Annotated in this window: 19 protein-coding genes; 7 read left to right on the forward strand and 12 right to left on the reverse strand. The window is 71.2% G+C overall.

Features of this window, described 5'->3' with window-relative positions; genetic code table 11:
- Window position 1 precedes the first annotated feature (1 nt).
- On the reverse strand, window positions 2-655 hold the full coding sequence (locus ACIBKY_RS19740) for a response regulator (protein ID WP_397098081.1): 654 nt from the start codon (window positions 653-655) through the stop codon (window positions 2-4).
- Entirely contained in the window at window positions 643-1923 is a 1281-nt protein-coding gene (locus tag ACIBKY_RS19745) for a sensor domain-containing protein (protein ID WP_397098082.1), read from the reverse strand. The genes ACIBKY_RS19740 and ACIBKY_RS19745 overlap by 13 nt, the downstream gene beginning before the upstream one ends.
- Before the next feature lie 92 nt (window positions 1924-2015).
- On the opposite strand from ACIBKY_RS19745, the gene mppR reads away from it, so the two are divergent.
- Window positions 2016-2792 (forward strand): enduracididine biosynthesis enzyme MppR, encoded by a 777-nt coding sequence (gene mppR / locus ACIBKY_RS19750; protein WP_397098083.1) that lies wholly within the window; start codon window positions 2016-2018, stop codon window positions 2790-2792.
- Window positions 2793-2980: 188 nt separating this feature from the next.
- Here mppR and ACIBKY_RS19755 read toward each other — a convergent pair whose 3' ends face one another.
- The 7 genes from ACIBKY_RS19755 to ACIBKY_RS19785 form a co-directional block, all read right to left on the reverse strand.
- Window positions 2981-3934, reverse strand: a complete 954-nt coding sequence (locus tag ACIBKY_RS19755) for a cytochrome d ubiquinol oxidase subunit II (protein ID WP_397098084.1) — start codon at window positions 3932-3934, stop codon at window positions 2981-2983.
- An 11-nt stretch (window positions 3935-3945) separates the two neighbouring features.
- Entirely contained in the window at window positions 3946-5205 is a 1260-nt protein-coding gene (locus tag ACIBKY_RS19760; RefSeq protein ID WP_397098085.1) for a cytochrome ubiquinol oxidase subunit I, read from the reverse strand.
- A gap of 92 nt (window positions 5206-5297) precedes the next feature.
- Window positions 5298-5555, reverse strand: a complete 258-nt coding sequence (locus tag ACIBKY_RS19765) for an acyl carrier protein (protein ID WP_379618182.1) — start codon at window positions 5553-5555, stop codon at window positions 5298-5300.
- Window positions 5500-7035: an MFS transporter gene (locus ACIBKY_RS19770; RefSeq protein WP_397098086.1), complete on the reverse strand. Its 1536-nt coding sequence runs from the start codon at window positions 7033-7035 to the stop codon at window positions 5500-5502. The genes ACIBKY_RS19765 and ACIBKY_RS19770 overlap by 56 nt, the downstream gene beginning before the upstream one ends.
- A 103-nt stretch (window positions 7036-7138) precedes the next feature.
- Complete coding sequence (locus ACIBKY_RS19775; RefSeq protein WP_397098087.1) at window positions 7139-8623, reverse strand: FAD-dependent monooxygenase; 1485 nt, start codon at window positions 8621-8623, stop codon at window positions 7139-7141.
- On the reverse strand, window positions 8620-9636 hold the full coding sequence (locus tag ACIBKY_RS19780; protein WP_397098088.1) for a methyltransferase: 1017 nt from the start codon (window positions 9634-9636) through the stop codon (window positions 8620-8622). The genes ACIBKY_RS19775 and ACIBKY_RS19780 overlap by 4 nt, the downstream gene beginning before the upstream one ends.
- A complete protein-coding gene (locus ACIBKY_RS19785) occupies window positions 9633-11129 on the reverse strand; it encodes a peptide MFS transporter (RefSeq protein ID WP_397098089.1) in 1497 nt (498 codons plus the stop codon). The genes ACIBKY_RS19780 and ACIBKY_RS19785 overlap by 4 nt, the downstream gene beginning before the upstream one ends.
- A gap of 147 nt (window positions 11130-11276) precedes the next feature.
- On the opposite strand from ACIBKY_RS19785, the gene ACIBKY_RS19790 reads away from it, so the two are divergent.
- Window positions 11277-12458, forward strand: coding sequence for a cytochrome P450 (locus ACIBKY_RS19790; protein WP_397098090.1), 1182 nt, complete (start codon window positions 11277-11279; stop codon window positions 12456-12458).
- A 6-nt stretch (window positions 12459-12464) separates the two neighbouring features.
- Here the strand turns inward: ACIBKY_RS19790 and ACIBKY_RS19795 are convergent, their stop codons facing one another.
- Complete coding sequence (locus tag ACIBKY_RS19795) at window positions 12465-13130, reverse strand: response regulator (protein ID WP_397098091.1); 666 nt, start codon at window positions 13128-13130, stop codon at window positions 12465-12467.
- Complete coding sequence (locus ACIBKY_RS19800; protein WP_397098092.1) at window positions 13127-14266, reverse strand: sensor histidine kinase; 1140 nt, start codon at window positions 14264-14266, stop codon at window positions 13127-13129. Before ACIBKY_RS19800 ends, ACIBKY_RS19795 begins: the two co-directional genes overlap by 4 nt.
- 81 nt (window positions 14267-14347) lie before the next feature.
- On the opposite strand from ACIBKY_RS19800, the gene ACIBKY_RS19805 reads away from it, so the two are divergent.
- From ACIBKY_RS19805 to ACIBKY_RS19825, 5 genes are all read left to right on the forward strand, one after another.
- Window positions 14348-14761 carry a cupin domain-containing protein gene (locus tag ACIBKY_RS19805; protein WP_379618167.1) on the forward strand — a complete coding sequence of 138 codons (414 nt, stop codon included), beginning with the start codon at window positions 14348-14350 and terminating at the stop codon, window positions 14759-14761.
- Complete coding sequence (locus ACIBKY_RS19810; RefSeq protein ID WP_397098093.1) at window positions 14758-16020, forward strand: beta-ketoacyl-[acyl-carrier-protein] synthase family protein; 1263 nt, start codon at window positions 14758-14760, stop codon at window positions 16018-16020. The genes ACIBKY_RS19805 and ACIBKY_RS19810 overlap by 4 nt, the downstream gene beginning before the upstream one ends.
- Complete coding sequence (locus tag ACIBKY_RS19815) at window positions 16017-17249, forward strand: ketosynthase chain-length factor (protein WP_397098094.1); 1233 nt, start codon at window positions 16017-16019, stop codon at window positions 17247-17249. The genes ACIBKY_RS19810 and ACIBKY_RS19815 overlap by 4 nt, the downstream gene beginning before the upstream one ends.
- A 177-nt stretch (window positions 17250-17426) precedes the next feature.
- Window positions 17427-18206 (forward strand): BTAD domain-containing putative transcriptional regulator, encoded by a 780-nt coding sequence (locus ACIBKY_RS19820; protein WP_397098095.1) that lies wholly within the window; start codon window positions 17427-17429, stop codon window positions 18204-18206.
- 2386 nt (window positions 18207-20592) lie between these two features.
- A complete protein-coding gene (locus ACIBKY_RS19825) occupies window positions 20593-21072 on the forward strand; it encodes a GntR family transcriptional regulator (protein WP_397098096.1) in 480 nt (159 codons plus the stop codon).
- On the opposite strand, the gene ACIBKY_RS19830 is transcribed toward ACIBKY_RS19825, so the two are convergent.
- A complete protein-coding gene (locus ACIBKY_RS19830; protein WP_397098097.1) occupies window positions 21059-21460 on the reverse strand; it encodes an ASCH domain-containing protein in 402 nt (133 codons plus the stop codon). The genes ACIBKY_RS19825 and ACIBKY_RS19830 overlap by 14 nt on opposite strands.
- Window positions 21461-21471: the final 11 nt, after the last annotated feature.

The raw sequence follows: 21471 nt of genomic DNA on the forward strand, positions 1-21471 counted from the left end.
ATTAGCGGGCGCCTTCGCGCAGGTATCGGAGCACCGCCGCGACCCGGCGGTGCTCCTCGTCGCTCGGCTCCAGCAGGAGCTTGGCGAAGATGTTGCCCACGTGCTTGAGCACGGCCGCCTCGGTGACCACGAGCTCGCGCGCGATCGCGCTGTTGGACCGGCCCTCGGCCATCCGCGCGAGCACCTCGCGCTCGCGCGGCGTCAGGCGCTCCAGGCCGGGGTCCTGGCGGTTCTCCAGCAGGCGCACCACCACCGTGGGGTCGATGGCGGTGCCGCCCGCGGCCACCCGGGTGACGGCGTCCAGGAAGTCCTCGATCTCGCCCACCCGGTTCTTCAGCAGGTAGCCGACGCCCCGCCCGGAGCCCGACTCCAGCAGCTCCATCGCGTACGAGCGCTCGACATACTGCGACAGCACCAGCACCGCCACCTTCGGGTGCTCGGTGCGGATGCGCAGGGCCGCGCGCAGCCCCTCGTCGCGGAACCCGGGCGGCATCCGCACGTCCACGACCGCGACGTCCGGCAGGTGCCGGTCGACGGCGGCCAGTAACGACGGCGCGTCGCCGACGGAGGCCACGACCCGATGGCCGAAGCGCTCCAGGATGTGGCGCAGCCCCTCGCGCAGCAGCACCGCGTCGTCCGCGATCACGACGTCCACGTAACCTCCACCCGCAGGGTCGTTCCCCCGCCTTCCGGACTGGACAGGCTGACCGTGCCGCCCACCGCCGCCACCCGGTCGGCCAGGCCGACCAGCCCGGTGCCGGCGGCGGTGTCGGCGCCGCCGACGCCGTCGTCGCCGACCTGCAGCACGATGCGGCCGGGCGCGTCGCGCAGCAGCAACTCGGCGCCGCTCGCGCCGCTGTGCTTGGCGAGGTTGGTGAGCGCCTCACAGCCCGCGAAGTACAGAGCGGACTCCACCGACTCGGGCGGGCGTCCGTGCGAGGTCTCCACGCGTACGGTCACCGGCACCGGACACCGCTCCGCGGCCTCGGCCAGCGCCCCTTCGAGCCCACGGTCGGTCAGGATGGGCGGATGGATGCCGCGTACGAGGTCCTGGAGCTCGGCCAGCGTCTCCCCCGCCTCCCGGTGGGCCCGCTCGACCAGCTTCCTGGCCTCGGGGTCGGCTCCGGCCAGCTCCATCTTGACCAGCCCGAGCGTCATCATCAGCCCGGTGAGCCGCTGCTGGGTGCCGTCGTGCAGGTCGCGTTCGAGGCGGCGGCGCTCGCTGTCGAAGGCGTCGGCGAGCCGGGCCCGCGAGCGGTCCACCTCGATGAGCCGCAGCTCCAGTTCTTCCTCCGGCGGCTGCGTGAGCAGCGTACGGGCCAGCCCGGCCTCGGCCGCCGCGACGGCGGTCACCAGGTAGGCGCCCAGGACGAGCAGCAGCAGCCCGGCCAGCGAGGCCCCCCACGCGAGCGCCGGGTCGGAGGTGACCTTCTGCCAGGACGGGTTGGCCGACGGCGAGAACGGCAGCAGGCGCCAGAACGGGGCCAGCAGCGGGCCGCCGGCCAGCAGCGCGAGCACCAGCAGGGCGACGGCGTTGAGCGGGCCGAGCAGGCAGAGCAGCAGCCCGTGCCCGGCCTCGCGCCAGGTGGCCGCCTCGCGCAGCAGCGGCCTGCCATGATGGCGGCCGCCGTGTGGGTCTGGGGCCGGGCGGCCGTCGACCAGGCGTAGCCGGGCCCGTTCGACCCGGCCGAGCGTCTCGGCCCAGCGCGGCAGCAGGCGCAGCAGTGGCACGCCGACGACGATGGGGACGGTCACCACACCGACGACGAGCAGCACGACGGTCCCGGCCAGCCAGACGACCGCGACGAGGAAGCCGCCGAGCAGGTAGGCGACCGAGCGCCAGGGCCGGGAGCTGAGCGGCACCCGCGCCGGAGCGCTGACCAGCCCTTCCCACGGCCCGCCCTCGATCCCCACGATCCTCATCCTAATGAGGGAATTGAGCCTGGTTAGTGGCCCGCGCCAGGCGGGATGGAGGCTCATTGCCGATCTCCCCGGCGCTTCCTAGGCTGCGGGACATGACGCTGACCGGGTACTCCCTGCCGTTGTCCCCGTCCGGAAGCTCCTCCTCCCTCACCTCGCCGCCCTGGTACTTCTCCGGCGAGGTGGTCATGGTCGACTACCGCGTCGACGCGGCCGCCGCCGCCCGCTTCCTGCCACCGGAGCTTGAGCTCGGCCCCGATCCGGGGGCCGCGGCCGCGGTGTTCGCCGAGTGGCAGTGGTGCTCGGAGTCGGGCGCGGAGCTGGAGGACCCGGCGGGCAGCCGGTTCTCGGAGTTTCTGATCCTGCTGGGCTGCTCGTTCGGCGGGTCGCCGATGGCGCGCTGCCCGTACGCGTGGGTGGACCAGGCGGTGCCGCTGATGCGCGGCTGGGTCCAGGGCATGCCGAAGCAGTTCGGGTCGGTGCATCTGACCAGGCCGGTCCAGGTGGGCAGGGCGGGGCCGCGCATGGCCGCCGGCGGACGCTTCAGCGCCAGCCTCGCGGTGCGCGACCGGCGGGTGGCCGAGGTGGCGGTGACGCTGGCCGAGCCCGCCGAGCCGCCGCACCTGCACACGGTGCCGCTGGTGCACAACCGGCACTTCCCGGCCTGGGTGCCGGGCGAGAAGCCGCTGCACCAGCTCGTCGCCTCGTCGGTGCGGGACGTGGAGTTCGGGCCGGTGTGGCGTGGCTCGGGCGCGTTCCGGCTGCTGCCCGGCGCGGACGAGGATCTCGCCTCGCTGGCACCGGTCGAGGTCGGCGCCGGATACGCCTTCAGCTACGCCGAGACGCTGGTGAGCGGCCGCCGCCTGGGCTGAGCACACACGCCCGGCCGCCGCCTGGGCTGAGCACACACGCCCGGCCGCCGGCCGGGTCGAGCGCACACGCCCGGCCGCCGGCTGGGCTGAGTGCGCACGCGGGCCCCGGGACGGAACACCGCCCCGGGGCCTTTTCCCGCGCGGGTCCGTAAGAACACCACGCGGGGCCGGAAGGACACCACTCAGGGTCAGAAGAACACCACCGTGCCCGCGTGCACCCGGCGGCGGAACGTCCACCACATCCATGCCTGCATCGCCGCCAGCACCGGCACGATGACGACGAGGAAGCCGCTCAGCACGCTCAGCGTCGCCGGGTCCGCGGTGACGTCCGACAGGCCACCGGCCAGGCGCAGGCTCGCCAGCACCGCCGGTACGGCCGCCGCGAACGAGGTCAGCGCGACGGCCCTGCCGTACCGGGACTTGGCGAGGGCGGCGGGGGCGGCCCAGAGCGCGGCGGCGGCGAGCAGCCCGAGCAGGACGACCGGCGCGGTCGTGGCGATCCCGCCGGGGCCGGGCACGGCGAGCTGGGCGAGGGAGGCGAGCGCGAGCAGCCCGGCGGCGGGGCGCGACAGGCGGGTGGCCGTGGCGGTGGCGCGGGCCGCGAGGTCGGCGGGCAGGCGGGCGGCCAGGAAGACGGCGCCGTGCGTGGTGAACAGCAGCACCATCACCAGGGCCCACACCGCGGCGTTGATCCCGGCCACGAGCCAGCGGTCGGTCAGCGGCGGCGGGCCGGTCAGCAGCGCGCCCACGAGCAGCCCCCAGAAGACGGCGAACACGCCGCTGGACCCGCCCAGCATCGCGTCCCACCCGGCGCGCCAGCGCGGCGACGGGCGGCGGCTGCGGAACCAGATCGCCGCGTCGCGCACCACCCAGATGAGCAGCCCGGCCACGATGAGCAGGTAGAGACCGCCGAGCAGGTGGTCCTTCATCAGCGGGAAGGCGCCGGCGAGCACGCCGCCGACGGCCACCAGCCACACCTCGTTGCCCAGGAAGAAGGGTCCGATGGAGGTGAGGACGGCCCGCCGCTCGTACTCGCCGCCGCCGAGGCGGCGCAGCAGCAGCCCGGCGCCGATGTCGAACCCGTCCACGACGAAGTATCCGGCGAACAGCAGGCCCAGCAGGATCGGCCAGAGAAGGTCCATGGTCTGCTCCTTCAGAAGCTGTGGGCAGAGGCGGGCTTGGCCACCTGGTCGAGAGTGGAGCCGAACAGCTCGTCGTCCGGGCCTCTCCGGACGAAGCGCGCGATCAGCACGTAATCCACGACCGCCAGCGTGCCGAGCACCAACGTGAACCCGACGAAGGAGATCAGCACGACGGCGGCCGGGAGATCGGAGACGGCCTTGTCGGTGGTCAGCAGGCCGTAGACGGTCCATGGCTGACGGCCCACCTCCCGCACCAGCCAGCCGGAGATCACCGCGACGAACGGCAGCGGGACCATGATCAGGAGCACGTAGAGCGGGAAGCGCAGCCTTACCACCCAGTTGCGGAACAGCAGGATGAGGCAGACGAGCAGGATGAGCGCCATGACGAAGGCGCTGTTCATCATGATCTGGTACGGCACGCCGATCCACCCCGGCGGCGCCCAGTCACCGGGCCCGAACTGCTGCTCCATGGCCTGTTGCGCCGCCGCCAGCCGTTCCGGCTCGCCGTACATCTGGGCGAGCTTGGCCGGTTGGGTCTTCTCGATCACGACCTCCTGCAGGAAGCCCCAGTGGATGATCGAGAACGCGCCGATCGGGGCGGCGATCAGTCCCCAGCGCATCGACCGGCGGAAGACCTCCACCTCCCGCGTGCGCTTGATGAAGTGATAGGCGCTGATCCCGGCCACGAACAGCCCGCCGGCCAGCACGGCCGCGGAGATCACGTGCAGCAGCGTGTCGATGAGGTTGCTGTTGGCCACAAGCGCGCCGAAGTCGGTGAGGTAGGCCTGGTCGCCGCGCATCTCGTAGCCCACCGGATGCTGCAGGAACGCGTTCGCGACCATGATCCAGAAAGCCGAGGCGTAGGCGGTGAGCGCCACCAGCCAGATCAGCGTCAGATGGACGCCCTTGCGGATCCGGTCCCAGCCGAAGATCCACATGCCGAGGAAGGTGGCCTCGGCGACGAACGCGATGAGCGTCTCCAGGGCCAGCGGCACGCCGAAGACGTTGCCGGTCACCTTCGACAGGCCGCTCCAGTTCAGCCCGAACTGGAACTCCATCACCAGGCCCGTGACGATGCCGACCGCGTAGTTGACGACGTAGATCTTGCCCCAGAACTTCGTCATGCGGCGGTAGACCGGGTTTCCGGTGATCGTGTAGGCGGTCTGCATGCCCGCCACGAACAGCACCAGCCCCAGCGTCAGCGTGACGAAGAGGAAGTGGATCGAGGTCGTCGTCGCGAACTGCAACCTCGACAACAGCAGGTTGTCCATGGTTCACCAGCCTGTCAGTCCAGGTCGGAAGGGGGCGTCCGCCGCAGGGAGGCTTCTGCGCCTACCCCGGCGGACGCAGTGGGCGTGGCCGGCTACTCCCCCGGCTGTAGGCGGCTGTTGACCAGGTCGATGAACTCGCTCGGCAGCTTCACGCCGCCGACCTCGTCGTCGCCGAGCTTGACGCCGAACTCGCGCTCGACGCGCACGGTCATCTCCAGTACGGCCAGCGAGTCGTAGTCGAGGTCGGCGAAAGGCGTGTCGAGGATGTCGCCGTCCAGGTCGACGGCCTCTCCCTCACCCGCGGCCTCCCTCATGATGCGCCGCAGGTCGTCCAGGGTGAACACGGTCATGGTCGCTCCCTTTCTTCGTTGGAGTGGGCAGTTTGAGCAGGAGGGTGGCCAGCAGCCCGACGCCCGCGCAGACGGCGGCGGCGAGCAGGACCAGCGTGAGCGCCGAGCCGTAGCCGCCGGTGACCGCCGTGCGCAGCGCCTCGGGCAGCGCGCTGACCGTCTCCGGGTCGCCGGCGGCGGCCACGGCCCGGGTGAGCTGGTCCTCCGGCACGCGGGCGGCCAGTTCGGCCCCCAGCCGCGCCTGGAAGGCGCCGCTGAGCGCGGCCAGGCCGAGCGTGCCGCCGAGCTGGCGGCTGAGCGACTGCAGCCCGATCGCCGAGCCGAGGTCGCGGCGGGGCGCGTGGTTCATGACGGCCACGGAGTAGACCTGGAAGATCAACGCCAGCCCGACGCCGAACACGAGCGCGCCGGCCAGCATCGCCGCCCCCTCCGCCACGGCCAGCGCGACCAGCCCGCCGGTCAGCAGCACGCCGCCGAGCACGGCGAACATCTGCGGCCGTCCGGCGCGGGCCATGAACGAGCTGAGGCCCAGGGAGACGATCAGTGACCCGGCGGTGAGCGGCATGAGCGCCAGCCCGGCGCCGGTCGCCGACTCGCCGCGCGCCACCATGAGCAACGGCAGGAAGGTGACCGCCGCGAACATCGTGAGACCGGTGACGAAGCCCTGGACGTTCGCGACGACGAGCACCGGGTCGCGGAAGAGCCGCAGCGGGATGATCGGCTGCTCGGCCCGCCGTTCCACCCGCAGCCAGGCGATCACCAGGACGATCGCAGCCGCGCCGAGACCGACGACGACCGGCGAGCCCCACGCGTGGGCGACGCCGGCCCAGCTGCTGACCAGCACCAGGCAGGTGCAGACGCCGCCGAGCAGCGCCGCGCCCAGGTAGTCGATGCGCACCCGCGTCTCGGGCCGCGGCAGCAACCGGGTCCTGGCGATGAGCGCGACCGAGATCAGCGCCACCGGCACGGTCAGCCAGAACGTCCAGCGCCAGTTGATCCAGTCGGTGATGAGGCCGCCCAGGAACGGGCTGATCGCCGCCGAGGCGTTGAGCGTGGTGGCGAACCAGATCTGGTAGCGCATGCGTTGCTCGGGGGTGAGCAGCTCGGCGTAGATGGCCATGGCCGAGACCATGAGACCGCCCGCGCCGACGCCCTGGACGATGCGGAACAGCACGAGCTGCGGCATCGACTGGGCCAGCGCGCACAGCACCGACCCGGCGGTCAGCAGGGCCAGCGCCAGGATGAAGACCTGCTTGCGGCCGAGGACGTCGCTGAGCTTGCCGTACAGCGGGGTGGTGACGGTGGAGGCGAGCACCGCCCCGGTGGTGACCCAGGCGAACAGGTCCAGCCGCCCGAACTCGCCCACGATCGCGGGCATCGCGGTCGCGGTGATGTTGAGGTCCACCATCGCCAGGAACTGCGCCAGCGCCACGGCGACCAGCGGCAGCGCCACGCCCTGGCGGGTCCCGGCGTTCACCATGGCCGCTCCTCTTCCTCGGCGCGTTCCTCCTCGGGCACCGGGAACCAGATCCAGAACACTCCGGCCTTGGCGATCTGCTCCAGCAGGTGCATGACCACTCCCCTCACCGCGTCGCCCGGCACAGGACGCGCGCCAGCGCGTCCGGCAGTTCATCCGGCGAGCCGCCGCGCCAGGCCACGATGCCGTCCGGCCGCACCAGTACCGCCCCGTCCCGCTCCACGCCGTAGCGCGCGGCGAACTCCGGCGCCCACACGACGTGCACGTCGAGATCCGGTACGGCCGCGCGCCAGCGTTCACCGGCGGACCCGGTCAGCAGGCACGGCTCCCGCCCGAACAGGTCGAGCGTCGAGCGGCCGTCGCCCAGCTGGACATGCGGCGCCCGGGTGCCCGGCTCGCCCGCCGGCTCGGCGTACTCGCCCTCGCCGTAGCGGAAGCCCAGCGTGAGCGTCAGGTCGTCGAGCAGCCCCGCGTCGGCGGCCGGGCGGCCGAAGCCGGTGCCCGAGGTGACCCTGCGCAGGCACTGCTCGACGGTGAACTCCGCCACCGGGGCGCGCTCGGCCTCGTAGGTGTCGAGCAGCTCGGGTCCCGCCTTGCCCCGCAGCACGTGGGCGAGCTTCCAGGCCAGGTTGTGCGCGTCCTGGATGCCGGTGCTGGCGCCGAAGCCGCCCACCGGTGGCATCACGTGGACCGCGTCCCCGGCGAGGAACACGCGGCCTTCGCCGTACCGGGTGGCCGACAGTGCCGACAGCTCCCACGACTGGGTGTCGAGGATGCGCACCGGCAGCCCCGGCGCCCCGATCGCCGCCCTGACCAGCTGGACGCAGCGGGGCCACGGGTAGTCGGCCGAGCTCTGGCCCTTGGCCGGGTCGTACTGGATGTAGAGCGTGCCCTGCGTGAGCGTGTCGTCGTGGACGAGCAGCGCTTCGACGGTGTCGTTGACCACCTGGCAGATGGCGAAGCGGCGTTCGCCCAGGTACTCGCGCAGGTCGGCCTTGAACACGATGCTGAGCTGGCGCAGGAGCGCGGGCGTGCCCTTGAGCTCGATGCCGAGGCGCTGCCTGACGCGGCTGCGCACCCCGTCCGCGCCGATCAGGTACCGGGCCCTGATCCGCTCCGCCGAGCCGTCGCCACGGCTGCGCACGGTCGCGGTGACGCCGTCGCCGTCCTGCTCGAAGGCCGAAAGCTCGACGCCGAAGTCGACCCGCGCGCCCAACTGCACCGCGTGCTCGCGCAGCAGCGGCTCCAGCCGGTCCTGGCTGCACAGCGCCCACGGCGACGGGCTGAGCCGGTCGAGGTCGGTGGCGGTGGGCAGATCGGCGCGGAACATCTCCTTGCCGGTCAGGCTCTCCACGCGGGCCCGCATCGTGTGCCCGGCGAAGCCCTTGCTGGCCTCCAGTACGGCCGGCTCCAGGCCGACCTGGCGCAGCAGTTCGACCGCGCGCGGGTTGAAGCCGCGCGCCCTCGGATGGATGGACAGGTCGGCGCGGCGCTCCACCACCCGGCAGGAGACGCCGTGCCAGGCCAGGAAGGCGGCGGCCGACAGGCCGACCACACCGCCGCCGACGATCAGGACCTCGGTCTCGCTCATGGCTTGCGGGCGGTGATGAGCGTGTTGTGCGTACCGAGGTCGGCCTCGGTCAGCCCGCTGAACCCGGCCTTCTCCAGCCAGGAGCGGCAGTCGGCCCGCGTGTACTCCGAGCCGTGCGGCGTGACCATGAGCATGTTGAGGCTGGTCAGCAACGCTCCCGCCGGGCCCTGGCGGTCGTCGTCGATCATCGGGTCGCAGATCAGCAGCACGCCGCCGGACGGCAGCGCGGAGAAGGCGGCGGCCACGAGCTGCTCGCGCTCGCTCACCCCCCAGTCGTGCAGCACGTGGCTCATGACCAGCGCCTGCGCGCCCGGCATCGGGTCGTCGAAGAAGTTGCCCGGATGGAAGGTGATCTTCCCGGAGAGCCCGAGCTGGGTCATGTGCTCGTGGAAGACCGGCTCGACGCCGGGCAGGTCCATGACGCCCGCCTCGATGTGCGGGTGTCCGCGCAGGATCGCCGCGGCCAGGTTGCCGCGCGCCCCGCCCACGTCGACCACCGAGGTGACCGTGGACCAGTCGAACGCCTCGGCCAGCACCGGGCCGATCATGCCGTTGAGGTAGTCCATGCCGGCGGTGAAGTTCCGCCAGGCGGCCGTGGTGCGGTACTGCTCGGTGAACATCTGCGCGCCGGAGCCCCACCGGTTCTGCGGCTCGCCGGTGCGCAGGGCGTCGATGAGCTGGTTCCAGCGGGCGTCGGCCGCGTTCAGGAAGGCGCCCACGTAGGAGGCGCGGTCGGAGTTGAGGTAGTGCTCGGCCAGCGGGGTGTTGTGGTAGATCTCGCCCTCGCGGCTGAGCACGCCGAGCGCGACGAGCGTGTCGAAGAAGTCGCGGGCGCCGCGTGGATGCAGCTCCAGGCGTTTGGCCAGTTCGTCGGACGAGGCGGGCGCGCCGGACAGGGTGGTGAAGACGCCGAGCTCGGCCGCCGTCAGCACCGTCTTGCGGCTGAAGTAGGCCGTGCCCAGGCGCCACAGCGGCTCTGCGCTGACGGCGGGCGCGGTCATCTCGCTGGTCATACGGGACCTCCATCGGTGGTGAGCTGGAAGGACGGGTTTGCGGGGCCCGGTCGCAACCGGGCGGCGATGCGGGTGCGGGCCAGCGCGAGCGCGGCCGCGACGAGAAGGGGCAGGATCGTGAGCACGAGGAAGTAGCCGGGCCCGGGGCCCTGCGCGGCCTGTGGTCCGGCGCCGCCGGGCATGGCCAGCCGCGCCAGCTGGCCGCCGACGACGGCGCCGACCGCCCCGGCCAGCCACCACAGCCCCATGAGCTGGCTGGTGGCCCCGGCCGGCGCGACCATGGCGGTCACCCCGAGCCCGACCGTGCCGATGATCAGTTCGGCGATCGACAGCGTCAGGTAGACCACGACCAGCCACAGCGGCGAAGCCGCCGGGCTCTGCGCGGCGAAGACCATGAGCAGGAAGCTGCCGGCCGCGATCACCAGCCCCGCCGCCAGCTTCACCGGTACGGCCAGCCGCCCCGCCGGCCCGCCCCACACCCGCGCCAGCACCGGCGCGGCCAGCAGCACGAACAGCGGATGCAGCGACTGGAACCAGCTCGCCGGAACCAGGAACCCGCCCACCTGCCGGTCGGTCGAGACGGCGGCGAAGTGGTTGAGCACCGAGTTGCTCTGGCTGACCAGCAGGAACAGTACGGCCGTGGTGAGGAAGACCCAGGCGTAGGCGCGCAGCCGTACCCGCTCGTCCGCCGACGCCCGTTTGAGGATCGCCCGTGAGTACGGCAGCGGCGCGAGGAGTACCAGCAGACCGACCACGGCCACGAGCACCTCCACCCGCAGCACCCCCCGGACGGCGGCGGCGATCAGCCCCGCCGCCACGACGGCCACCGCCACGGCGCTCCAGAGCCGCAGCCGCCGCAGGGCGGCCGGATCGGCGGGCTGACCGGGCTCGCGGCCGAGTTCGCCGAAGTGCCTGCGGCCCCGGGCGAAGACGGCGATGCCGATGCCCATCCCGATCGCGGCGGTGCCGAAGCCGAGATGCCAGTCGACGGTCTCGCCCACGAAGCCGGTGATCAGCGGCGCGAGCAGCGCGCCGACCTGGATGCTGACGAAGAAGACGGAGAACGCCGCCTCGCGCTCGGCCGCCTGGCCGGGCGGGTAGAAGGAGCCGAGCAGCGCGGAAAGGTTGGGTTTGAGCAGGCCGGTACCGGCCGCGATCAGCGTGATGCCGAGGTAGAACGTCGCCTCGGCCGGGACCACCAGCGTGAGGTGGCCGCACGCGATGAGGATCGCGCCGAACAGGACCGCGCGCTGCGGCCCGAACACCCGGTCGCCCAGCCAGCCGCCCGGCACCGAGGCGACGAACGTGGCCGAGATGTAGAGCCCGACCAGGGCGCCCGCACTGCCGGGAGGCATGCCGAGCCCGTCGGGACTGGTCGCGTAGAGGAAGAGGATGGCCATCATCCCGAAGAAGCTGAATCGCTCCCACAGGTCGGTCATGAACAGCGTGCTGAACCAGCGCGGCTGTCGCCAGGGAAGCAGCGATGGCGCCATGGGCATCCACTCCCGTCGCTCGGGGGCCGGTCCGTCGGCAGCGATGCTGGCACCCGGATCTTGTGCCGGGTTTGTGTCTCCTTGGTGCCCGAGTCGTCTCCAGCGCCGCTCAACGTCCGCACGACGGCCGCCCGGTATGGCTGGGGGATGCGCAGATTCCCCTTCGTCCCCCGCTGCCCCGGCGAGCCGGCGCCCGAGTTCGAGCAGCTCAGGCGGGAGGAGCCGGTGAGCAAGGTGACCTTCCCGACCGGCGACACCGCCTGGCTGGTCACCACCTACGAGGACAACAAGGCCGTGATGGGCGACCAGCGCTTCAGCCGGGCCCACACCACCCGGCCGGGCGCGCCCCGCCTGCAGCCGATCCCGCCGGACCCGAACTCGATGTTCAGCATGGACCCGCCCGAGCACACGCGGCTGCGCCGGCTGGTCTCACCGGCCTTCAACAACCGCAGGACCGCCGCGCTGCGCCCGGTCATCGAGCGCGAGGTGGACCTGCTCGTCGCCGCGCTGAAGGAGGCCGGGCCGCCCGCCGACCTGGTCTCGCTGTTCGCCAGGCGGCTGCCGATCACCGTCATCTGCGAGCTGCTCGGCGTGCCCGCCGCCGACCGCGACACCATCGCGGGCTTCGTGGACGTTCTGCTCAGCCTCACCCAGTACCCGCCCGAGCAGGTCGCGGCCACCCGGGCCGAGCTCAAGCGGTACCTGGCCGGGCTGATCGCCGACCGGCGCGCCGACCCGCGCGACGACCTGGTCAGCGAGCTGATCGCCATGCGCGACTCCGGTGACCGGCTCAGCGAGGACGAACTGGTCATGCTCGGCGCCACCGTCCTGACCGGCGGCTTCCTCAGCACCGCCAGCGAGATCGCGTTGTCGTTCCTGTGCCTGTTCCGTCACCCCGCCGAGCTGGAACGGCTGCGCGCCGACCCCGGCCTGCTGCCGTCCGCCGTGGACGAACTGCTGCGCTACAACGCCCTCACCACCGGCGGCGGCCTCCTGCGGATCGCCACGGAGGACGTGAAGCTGGGCAACGTGACCGTCGCCGCCGGCGAGGCCGTGCTGCCCGCGATCTCCTCGGCCAACCGGGACCCGAGCGTCTTCCACGACCCGGACGTGTTCGACGTCGGCCGCGAGGACAACCCCCACCTCACCTTCGGCCACGGCATGCACTACTGCCTGGGTGCCCGCCTGGCCCGGCTGGAGCTGGAGATCGCGCTGGCCGGGATGTTGCGTGGCCTGCCGGGGGTACGGCTGGCCGTACCGGTGGAGGAGCTGCGCCCGCAGGGCGGGCACCTCATCCGCGGCCTGCCCGAACTGCCCGTGACCTGGTGAGGTTCTTCAGAGCCTTCTGCGGGGCGTGACGAGGCCGGACTCGAAGGCGATCACCACGAGCTGCGCCCGGTCGCGCGCGCTCAGCTTGATCATGGCCCGGCTGACGTGGGTCTTGGCGGTCGCCGGGCTGACCACCATGCGCTCGGCGATCTCCTTGTTGGACAGGCCCGCGGCGACCAGCGCGACCACCTCGCGCTCGCGGTCGGTCAGCACGTCCAGCTCGGGCGTCGGGCGGTCCTCCGTCGACTTGGCGGCGTACTCGTCGATCAGGCGCCTGGTCACGCCGGGGGTGAGCAGCGCCTCGCCCCCGGCCACCACCCGGATCGCCTGCAGCAGCATGGCCGGCTCGGTGTCCTTGACCAGGAAGCCGCTGGCACCGGCGCGCAGGCTCTTGAAGACGTACTCGTCCAGCTCGAAGGTGGTCAGGATGACCACGCGCACCCCGTCCAGGCGGGGGTTCTCGGCGATGCGGCGGGTGGCCTCGATGCCGTCCATCTCCGGCATGCGCACGTCCATGAGGACGATGTCGGGTCTTGACGTCGCGGCCAGTTCCAGTGCGTGACGGCCGTCGCTGGCCTCGCCGACGACCTCGATGTCCGGTTCGAAGTGCAGCAGCGCCCGCAGGCCCGCCCTGATCAGCGGCTGGTCGTCGGCCAGCACCACCCGGATCACGCGGCCAGCCCCCTCACCGGCAGCCGGGCCGCCACCAGGAAGCCGCCGCCGGGCGCGGGACCGGCGTCGAAGGCGCCGTTCAGCGACGCCGCGCGCTCACGCATGCCCACCAGTCCGTTCCCCTCGCCCGGCGTGCCGCCCACGCCGTCGTCGCGTACCTCCACCAGCAGCTCGCCGGCCGAGCACCGCACCGACACCTCGGCGCGGGCCGCCCCTGCATGTTTGATGATATTGGTCAGAGCTTCCTGAACAATCCGGTAAACCGCTAGATCTACGGTTTTCGGGAGTGGGGGGCAGTCGGCGGGCAACGTGAGATCCACTTCGACGCCGCCGGACCTGGCCCGCCGTACCAGCTCGGGAAGGCGGTCCATGCCCGGTGCGGGCGCGAGCGGCTCCTCGCCCTCGTCCACGTCGCGCAGCACCCCGAGCGCGCCCCGCAGCTCCACCAGGACCTCCTTGCTCACCCGGCGGATGTCGCCGAGCGCCCGGCGGGCCTGCTCGGGATCGCGGTCGATGAGGTGCTCGGAGACGCCCGCCTGAAGGTTGATCACCGAGATGCTGTGGGCCAGCAGGTCGTGCAGTTCGCGGGCGATGCGCAGGCGCTCCTCGGTCACCCTCCGCCTGGCCTCCTCCTCGCGGGCGCGCTCGGCCTGGGCGACCCGCTCGCGCTCGGCGATCAGCTGCTCGCGGCGGTTGCGCGAGATCCCGCCCAGGATGAGGATCGCGACCAGCCAGGTCACGAACCACACCGTGCCCTGCAGGCCCGGCGGGCGGGTGCCGAACCAGCCCAGCATCAGCGTGCCCACCAGCCAGACCAGCGCGCCCGCTCCCCCGAGCCTGCGGTAACCGGCGCTCATCACCGTGAACAACGCGATCGACGGCGGGATCGTCGACGCACCCCCGGGGAAGTTGAGACCCTGGTACGCCAGCGCACCGGCGATGACGGCCACCACGGCCGCCACCGGAGCCCTCTGCAGGAGCAGCAGCGGCAGCGACATCGCCGTCAGCAGCAGAAAACCCAGCCACAGCGGCAGCGAACCGGGCGGCGACTCCCGCGCGATGAAGGCGGTTCCCACGATCGTGACCGCGATGACCGCCACCACCTGCGCGACGTCCATCGGGATTCGGCGGATCATACGCAACACTGTAGGCGCTAACCAACGCCACTCGACTGGGCCTGGAAGTCCGCACCAACGGGCTTTGGCAGTGTTGCGGGCATGAAGATCACCGCTAGTGATGTCGTCCCCAACAGGCGCAGAGGCGGCGACATCCGGGTCCTGCTCAGCCCGAAGACCGTGCGGAGCACCTCGGGCTTCATGGGGGTGCTCAGGCTCGCGCCCGGCGAGTTCGTGGCCGAGCACTACCATCCCCACTCCGAGGAGTTCCTTTACGTCGTCCGCGGCACGCTCACCATGCGCGTGGAGGACGAGTCGGTCGAGCTCGGCCCCGGCGACGGCCTGATGGTGCCCATCGGCGCCAAGCACCGGCTCGTCAACACCGGCGCCGAGGAAGGCGAGGCCGTCTTCCACCTCAGCCCGCTCGCCCCCCGTCCGGAACTCGGCCATGTCGACACCGAGGAGCCGCCCCACGCTCACGAGTCCTCCCCCCAGGTAGGCGGGGCGCGGCTGTGAGACGCCGGGTCGTGATCACCGGAATCGGCATGGTCACACCGGGGGGTGTGGGCACCAAGGCCACCTGGGAGATGCTCACCGCCGGACGCTCGGCCACCCGCCTCATCCAGGCCTTCGACGCGAGCGCCTTCCGCTCGCCGCTGGCCGCCGAGGTCGACTTCGACCCCGCCGCCGCGGGGCTCACCGCCCGCCAGGTACGCAGGATGGACCGCGCCGCCCAGTTCGCCGTCATCAGCGCCCGCGAGGCACTGGCCGACAGCGGCCTGCCGGAGGTGGACCCCGGCCGGATCGGGGTCAGCCTCGGCAGCGCGGTCGGGTGCACGGTCAGCCTCGAAGAGGAGTACGTGGTCCTCAGCGACGCCGGCAAGCGCTGGCTGCTCGACCACGAGTACGGCGTACCCCACCTGTACGGGCACATGGTGCCGAGCACGCTGGCCGTCGAGGTCGCCTGGGAGAGCGGGGCCGAAGGTCCCGTACAGCTCGTCTCCAACGGGTGCACCTCAGGGCTCGACGCCGTCGGGTACGGCGCGCAGCTCGTCGCCGAAGGCACCGTGGACGTGGCGATCGCCGGAGCCACCGACGCGCCCGTCTCACCGATCACCGTCGCGTGCTTCGACGCCATCAAGGCCACCACCGCCGACACCAGCGACCCCGCCTCCGCCTCCCGGCCCTTCGACCGGACGCGCAGCGGGTTCGTGCTCGGGGAGGGCGCGGCCGTACTCGTGCTGGAAGAGCTCGAAGCGGCACGGGCGCGCGGCGCGCACATCTACGCCGAAGTGGCCGGATACGCCGCGCGCAGCAACGCCTTCCACATGACCGGGCTCAAGCCCGACGGCAGGGAGATGGCCGAGGCCATCACCGTCGCCCTCGGCGAGGCCCGGCTCGACCCCACCGCCGTGGACTACATCAACGCCCACGGCTCGGGGACCAAGCAGAACGACCGCCACGAGACCGCCGCCTTCAAGCGCAGCCTCGGGCAACACGCCTACGAAGTGCCGGTCAGCTCGATCAAATCCATGGTCGGGCACTCGCTCGGGGCGATCGGCGCGATCGAGGTCGCCGCCTCCGCCCTCGCGATCGAGCACCAGATCGTCCCGCCCACGGCGAACCTGCACCACCCCGACCCGGAATGCGACCTGGACTACGTACCGCTGACGGCCCGCGACCACAGGACCGACGTGGTGCTGAGCGTCGGCAGCGGGTTCGGGGGGTTCCAGACCGCCATGGTGCTGGCCAAGCACGAGAAGGGAGATTCGTGAGGGAACGCCTCGGCGTCACGGGCATCGGCGTGGTCGCGCCGAACGGCACCACCACCGAAGAGTACTGGGCGGCCACGCTCGCCGGCCGCAGCGGCATCGGCCCGATCACCAGGTTCGACCCCGCCTCCTACCCGGCGCGGCTGGCCGGCGAGGTGCGGGACTTCACCGCGCGCGAACTGCTGCCCAGCCGGATCACCACCCAGACCGACCACTGGACCCACATGGGCCTGGTGGCCGCCGACCGCGCGCTCGCCGACGCGGGAGTACGGCCGGCGGACCTGCCCGAGTACGAGATGACCGTCGTGACCGCGAGTTCGTCCGGCGGGACGGAGTTCGGGCAGAAGGAGATGACCGGGCTCTGGGGCAAGGGGCCCGACCACGTGGGCGCCTATCAGTCGATCGCGTGGTTCTACGCGGCGTCCACGGGACAGATCTCCATCCGCAACGGGATGCGTGGACCCTGCGCGGCGATCGCCACCGAACAGGCGGGCGGACTGGACGCGGTCGGGCAGGCGCGGCGGATGCTGCGCTCGGGGGCCCGGCTGGCGTTGGTCGGGGGTACCGACGCCTCCCTGTGCCCCTACGGTCTGGTCGCCCAGCTGTCCAACGGCGGGTTGAGTACCCTCTCCGATGCTTCTCGGGCTTATGTGCCGTTTGACGAGAAGGCATGTGGCTACGTGCCCGGGGAGGGCGGTGCGATGTTCACCGTCGAGCGCATCGACGGAGAACGCATCGACGGCCAGCGCATCGTCGGAGAGGATGAGCGGATTTATGGCTATATAGCCGGATATGCCGCGACATTTGACCCTCCCCCCGAGCGGGAACGCCCGCCCACGCTGACCCGCGCCATCACGCTCGCGCTGGAAGACGCGGGACTGCGTCCTGACGAGATCGACGTCGTGTTCGCCGACGCCATGGGCCTGCCCCACGCGGACCGGGCCGAAGCGGAGGCCTTGAACGCTATTTTCGGTCCCCACAAAGTGCCGGTTACTGCGCCCAAAACCATGACCGGCCGTCTTTATGCCGGTGGCGCGGCATTAGACGTGGCAACAGCCCTGCTGAGCATGCGTGATGGTGTGATTCCGCCGACAGTGGGAACGACAGACCCCGTGCGATCTCTCGGTCTCGACCTCGTCCTCGGGCGGCCCCGCGAGCGCACCCTGCGCACAGCCTTGGTGGTGGCCCGCGGATTCGGCGGCTTCAACGCCGCCCTCGTGCTCACCAAGTGAATCGGGGAGCAGACAATACCAACACGGAATTGACAGCGCAACCAGACTTTCGACCGTTGCCATTCCTTGCCGGGTCTGCTTATTCTGAGTCAACTCCCATGCCAAATCGAAGATGGGCGGCGGCTTGCCTCCGCCCGTCTCCATGCGCTTCGATCCGCATTCAACGGGGTAGGTAAAATGCTGGAGTTCAAAGTTCTGGGGGCACTGGAAGTCCTTGATAACGGCCGTGTATGCACACCCACACCGCCCAAAGTCCTGCGCGTGCTGGCGCTTCTGCTCCTGCGCGCCAACCGCGTCGTCCCCATCGAGACCCTGGTCGAGGAACTGTGGGGCGACAACCCCGCCAGGACCGCGGTCACGACCACGCAGACGTACATCTACCAGGTCAGGAAACTCATCGACCGTGACCGGTCGGGCACCGACGAGGAACTCCTCGTCACCAAGTGGCCCGGCTACATGCTCCGGCTCCCCGCGGGGGCGCTGGACGCAGACAAGTTCGAGGCGCTCGTCACACGAGGCCGTACGCATCTGGAGCAGGGCCGCGCGGCAGAGGCGGCGCCGATATTGCACCAAGCGCTGAATTTGTGGACCGACTTACCGCTGGCGAATGTCCCGCAGGGCACCATTCTGGCGACGCACACGCAAAGCCTAATGGAACAACGCCTGCGCGCGATCGAACTACGCATCCAAGCGGACAGCCAATTGGGCCGCCACGTGGAACTCATCGGGGAGCTACGCGAGCTGATAGCTGAGTACCCATTCAATGAATGGTTGCACGAGCAGCTGATTTCCGCGTTGAATCACGCCGGACGGCGAAGTGACGCTTTGCTGGCATACCAAGAGATTCGGTCGACATTGCACACGGAACTGGGCCTGGAACCATCGACCCAGCTCCAGCGCCTGCAGCACGAGGTCCTGTCGAACCAACCGGTCCGCGTACCCAGGCTGAAAGCCTAGCCGAAACGCCGGCCGTACCGGCGGTGCAATCCCGCGACACCCGCGCGAGCGCCCCCTCGCGCACCCACAACTGAACAGCACACCCGGGAGTCAGCCCACACAACGACCCCCGCGCACAAGCACAGATCAACACCGCACATGAGACCCGCGCAGCGCCCCCGCACCCCCCACCGCGAGGCAGCGCGCCACCCTCGCCGGCTAAGCCGCGAGCACCCCCTGCAGCACCTCACCCGGGCACCCCTCGCGCGAAGTACCACCGCCCGAGCACCCCCGGCGCCGCAGCACCACCGGCCAGGCCACCCCGGTGCGCAGCCTCCCTTGCGCAGCCCCCCGCGCGCAGTCCCCCGCGTGCAGTCCCCCGTGCGCAGGACCACGTGCGCAGGACCACGTGCGCAGGAAGCCCCACGCGAGCCCACCGTGCGATAGGCCTCGCCGGCCCCGCCGCGCCCACGCCACGCGAACACTCCCCCGCGCCAAGCCACACCGGCCCTGCGCGCACCTCACACGAGCACCCCTATACGCCAAGCCACGCCGGCCTTGCCACGCGAGCACTCCCCGTGCCAATCCTTGGGCGGCCCACCGCGAGCATCGCTTCCTCTCGCATCCCCGCCGAAGCCCCACTGAGGCGCCCGGTTCGCACCCTCTGTGCCATGCCTTGCCAAGGCTTCCTGCCCGCCGGGCACGGTCACGCCCCCGCAAGCAGCTGCCCGCTGAATCTCACGTGACGTCCTGGGCGGCTCTCCCGCGGAGACGAGCCGGAGGGCACCGTGCGGAGACACCCGTGAGCGACCCCCAGACCCGCCCACGGGGGCCCCGGCGCGAGACGCAGGCGTCATCCCGCGCGTGAACCGGGCTGGGCGCGCGACTCCCCGGCGGAAGGCGCCCAGCCCGGAAGCAAGGCGAAAGGCGTGGCCCCGGCAACGCAGGGAGGGAGGCCGAGGCCACGCCAGTCGACGGCGCCGCAGCGCCATTCGGCGGCGTGGCTCCCGCAGCAGAGGCCACGCACCAAAGTGAACCGCCGAGTACGCATCCCACTGCGCTGGGACGCGCACACGGCAGATCTGCCTCGGACAGGGAGGGGGACCTAGCCAAGAAACCTGCCCGAGAGCCTCGAAGGGCGGGGTCCCCGCAGGGGTTCAATTCTGGGATGACCTGCGGGGACCAGCTCCACCCGGCCGAGGGGGAGACGAAGCCCTCGGCCTGGACCAGCACCACGTGATCCGACCAACGCCACGGCGCCGGTCACGTGATCGTGGCCCCTGATTCCGACAGCCCACAACGTAGGCCAGCGGTGTCTAGATGATTGATTCCTGCGTTGAGCCGCATCCGGCCTGGTCAGTCAGGTCATCAGAGCGACGACGTCTGGGCGGTGGATTCCGTCCCCGTCGGATGTGGCCGATCATGGGAATCCTCCCAACGCCGGAGTCACCGTCCGCGTCCTGACCCGGACCCTCGCCCTGACCCCCGCGATCTGGCAGAACGACAAGACCGGCCAGCCATCCCTCGGCGCCTGAACGCCTACGACCGCTGAATGAGGCCCCGCGACCGGGACATCCCAAGCGTCTGGCCGACTTCGGCAGCCGCAGACGGGTCCCGGGCCTGGGCGCCCGCCCGCGACTGCCCATGGGCCGCCAACAGGCCCACGGTGCGCGCCGAACCTAAAAGGTCTCCAGGCGCGTCACGCCTTGCGAACCGCGTGAAGTCAACGCTCTGGGAGCCCCCGCGAAGCCTTCGGTGGAGTCGCTCCGCGGGGACAAACTGGCACATCCCTCGGTGGCCGCGGGCGTTAGCTCCCGCGCCGGAGCACCACCCGCGACCACCCATGGGTCCCGACACCGACCCATGGCACGCCAGAACCCAAGGGGAAAAGAAGGGGGTCCGGCGCCGCATAAGGGAAGCCTGAATGCTTCTGAAGCCGCTGGCACACCGAGCTGTCTCAACCGTCGAAGACCCGCCGCCCGCCTCGCGATGCCCGCACGCGAGCGCTGTCAGTACGCCTCCCCACGCAGCAGGCGCGCCCACATCTCATTCGTCTTCGCCGCAGGAAGCCACGTCGACTCATGCACGATCACCCGCTTCCTCTCCCTCGTGTAACGCCGTATGAACCGCTGCCCGCCACCCTGGCAGAGCTCGTAGTACACCCTCCCGCAGCAGCACGTATGGTCCTTGACCCGCACCCGCTCCGCCCGAGGGACCGCGACGTCCCAGTCGATCTGCCGTGCCCGGGGCTGCGCGGGAGCCGGATGAGGTGACATGCACTGCCGCTCTTCCAGCACATCTAAAGAATACGTCTAGTTGTATCGCCACGTCTAGTGAGAACGATCGATCCGTCTATTCAGTAGGAGCGTTATGTAGGGGCTCGTACCTGTTCGTCTATCTTGCGGATGTGATCGACTACGACGGTGACACCCACGTCTACATCCAGATCGCGGAGGTTCTACGCCGCCGTGCCGCGGAGCTCACCGCCGGGCAGCCGATGCCGAGTGAGGCCGACATCCAGCAGGAGTTCGGGGTGGCCAGGACCACGGCGCGGCGGGCGATTCACATGCTGCGTGAGGAAGGGCTGATCTACACGGTCCAAGGCGAGGGGACGTTCGTCGGGGCGCCGGAGGACGCGCCGCGGGCCGCGCGGAAGACGCCGCTCTATCGGCAGATCGCGCATGACCTGCGGGAGCGCATCGTGTCCGGGCAGCTTCGGCCGCGCCGGCCGGTTCCGCCCGAGTCGACCATTCAGCAGCAGTACGACGTGGCGCGCGAGACGGTCAGGCGGGCCATGGCGCTGCTGCGGGAGGAGGGCTGGATCTACACCGTTCCGGCCCGGGGCAGTTTCGTCTCGCCTGAGGACGACTGGCCTACGAAGCGGTGACCAGGCGGAAGTGCAGGCAGACGACCTCTGTTTCGTCGTCCACCTGCTGTCCCTCGCCCGCCCAGTAGCGGCGGTGGACCTCGCGCCAGTGCTCGACCGAGCGGAAGCCCTCGCCTTCCGCCTGCGCGAACTCCCAGGTCACCGCGGAGAACGCCACTACTTCCACGGACGTCACCGACACCTCGCCGACCCGGCCGCCGTGGTCGTCGACCAGGACCAGGTGTTCGCCGACGAGCTCCAGGTCCTCGCCCTCGGCGCGGTAGTCGGACTCCATGAGCCCGGCCGTGGCGGTCTTGGCGCCGGACAGGACCAGGCCGTTGAGTTCAGCGCGCAGCGGGCCGGGGGTGCCGAGGTCCAGCACCCTGAGGCCGTCGATTCTTCCCCACATAGTGGGACTCA

The sequence above is a fragment of the Nonomuraea sp. NPDC050394 genome, assembly GCF_044459065.1.
In the GTDB taxonomy this organism is placed as follows: domain Bacteria; phylum Actinomycetota; class Actinomycetes; order Streptosporangiales; family Streptosporangiaceae; genus Nonomuraea.

Excerpts from the sequence above, each read along its gene's own strand:
- ACIBKY_RS19785 (WP_397098089.1), bottom strand. The coding sequence starts at position 11,129 with ATGGCGCCATCGCTGCTTCCCTGGCGACAGCCGCGCTGGTTCAGCACG.
- ACIBKY_RS19820 (WP_397098095.1), top strand. The coding sequence starts at position 17,427 with ATGCTGGAGTTCAAAGTTCTGGGGGCACTGGAAGTCCTTGATAACGGC.
- ACIBKY_RS19790 (WP_397098090.1), top strand. The coding sequence starts at position 11,277 with ATGCGCAGATTCCCCTTCGTCCCCCGCTGCCCCGGCGAGCCGGCGCCC.
- ACIBKY_RS19775 (WP_397098087.1), bottom strand. The coding sequence starts at position 8,623 with ATGAGCGAGACCGAGGTCCTGATCGTCGGCGGCGGTGTGGTCGGCCTG.
- mppR (WP_397098083.1), top strand. The coding sequence starts at position 2,016 with ATGACGCTGACCGGGTACTCCCTGCCGTTGTCCCCGTCCGGAAGCTCC.
- ACIBKY_RS19830 (WP_397098097.1), bottom strand. The coding sequence starts at position 21,460 with ATGTGGGGAAGAATCGACGGCCTCAGGGTGCTGGACCTCGGCACCCCC.
- ACIBKY_RS19805 (WP_379618167.1), top strand. The coding sequence starts at position 14,348 with ATGAAGATCACCGCTAGTGATGTCGTCCCCAACAGGCGCAGAGGCGGC.
- ACIBKY_RS19760 (WP_397098085.1), bottom strand. The coding sequence starts at position 5,205 with ATGGACAACCTGCTGTTGTCGAGGTTGCAGTTCGCGACGACGACCTCG.
- ACIBKY_RS19780 (WP_397098088.1), bottom strand. The coding sequence starts at position 9,636 with ATGACCAGCGAGATGACCGCGCCCGCCGTCAGCGCAGAGCCGCTGTGG.
- ACIBKY_RS19770 (WP_397098086.1), bottom strand. The coding sequence starts at position 7,035 with ATGGTGAACGCCGGGACCCGCCAGGGCGTGGCGCTGCCGCTGGTCGCC.
- ACIBKY_RS19745 (WP_397098082.1), bottom strand. The coding sequence starts at position 1,923 with ATGAGGATCGTGGGGATCGAGGGCGGGCCGTGGGAAGGGCTGGTCAGC.
- ACIBKY_RS19765 (WP_379618182.1), bottom strand. The coding sequence starts at position 5,555 with ATGACCGTGTTCACCCTGGACGACCTGCGGCGCATCATGAGGGAGGCC.
- ACIBKY_RS19755 (WP_397098084.1), bottom strand. The coding sequence starts at position 3,934 with ATGGACCTTCTCTGGCCGATCCTGCTGGGCCTGCTGTTCGCCGGATAC.
- ACIBKY_RS19800 (WP_397098092.1), bottom strand. The coding sequence starts at position 14,266 with ATGATCCGCCGAATCCCGATGGACGTCGCGCAGGTGGTGGCGGTCATC.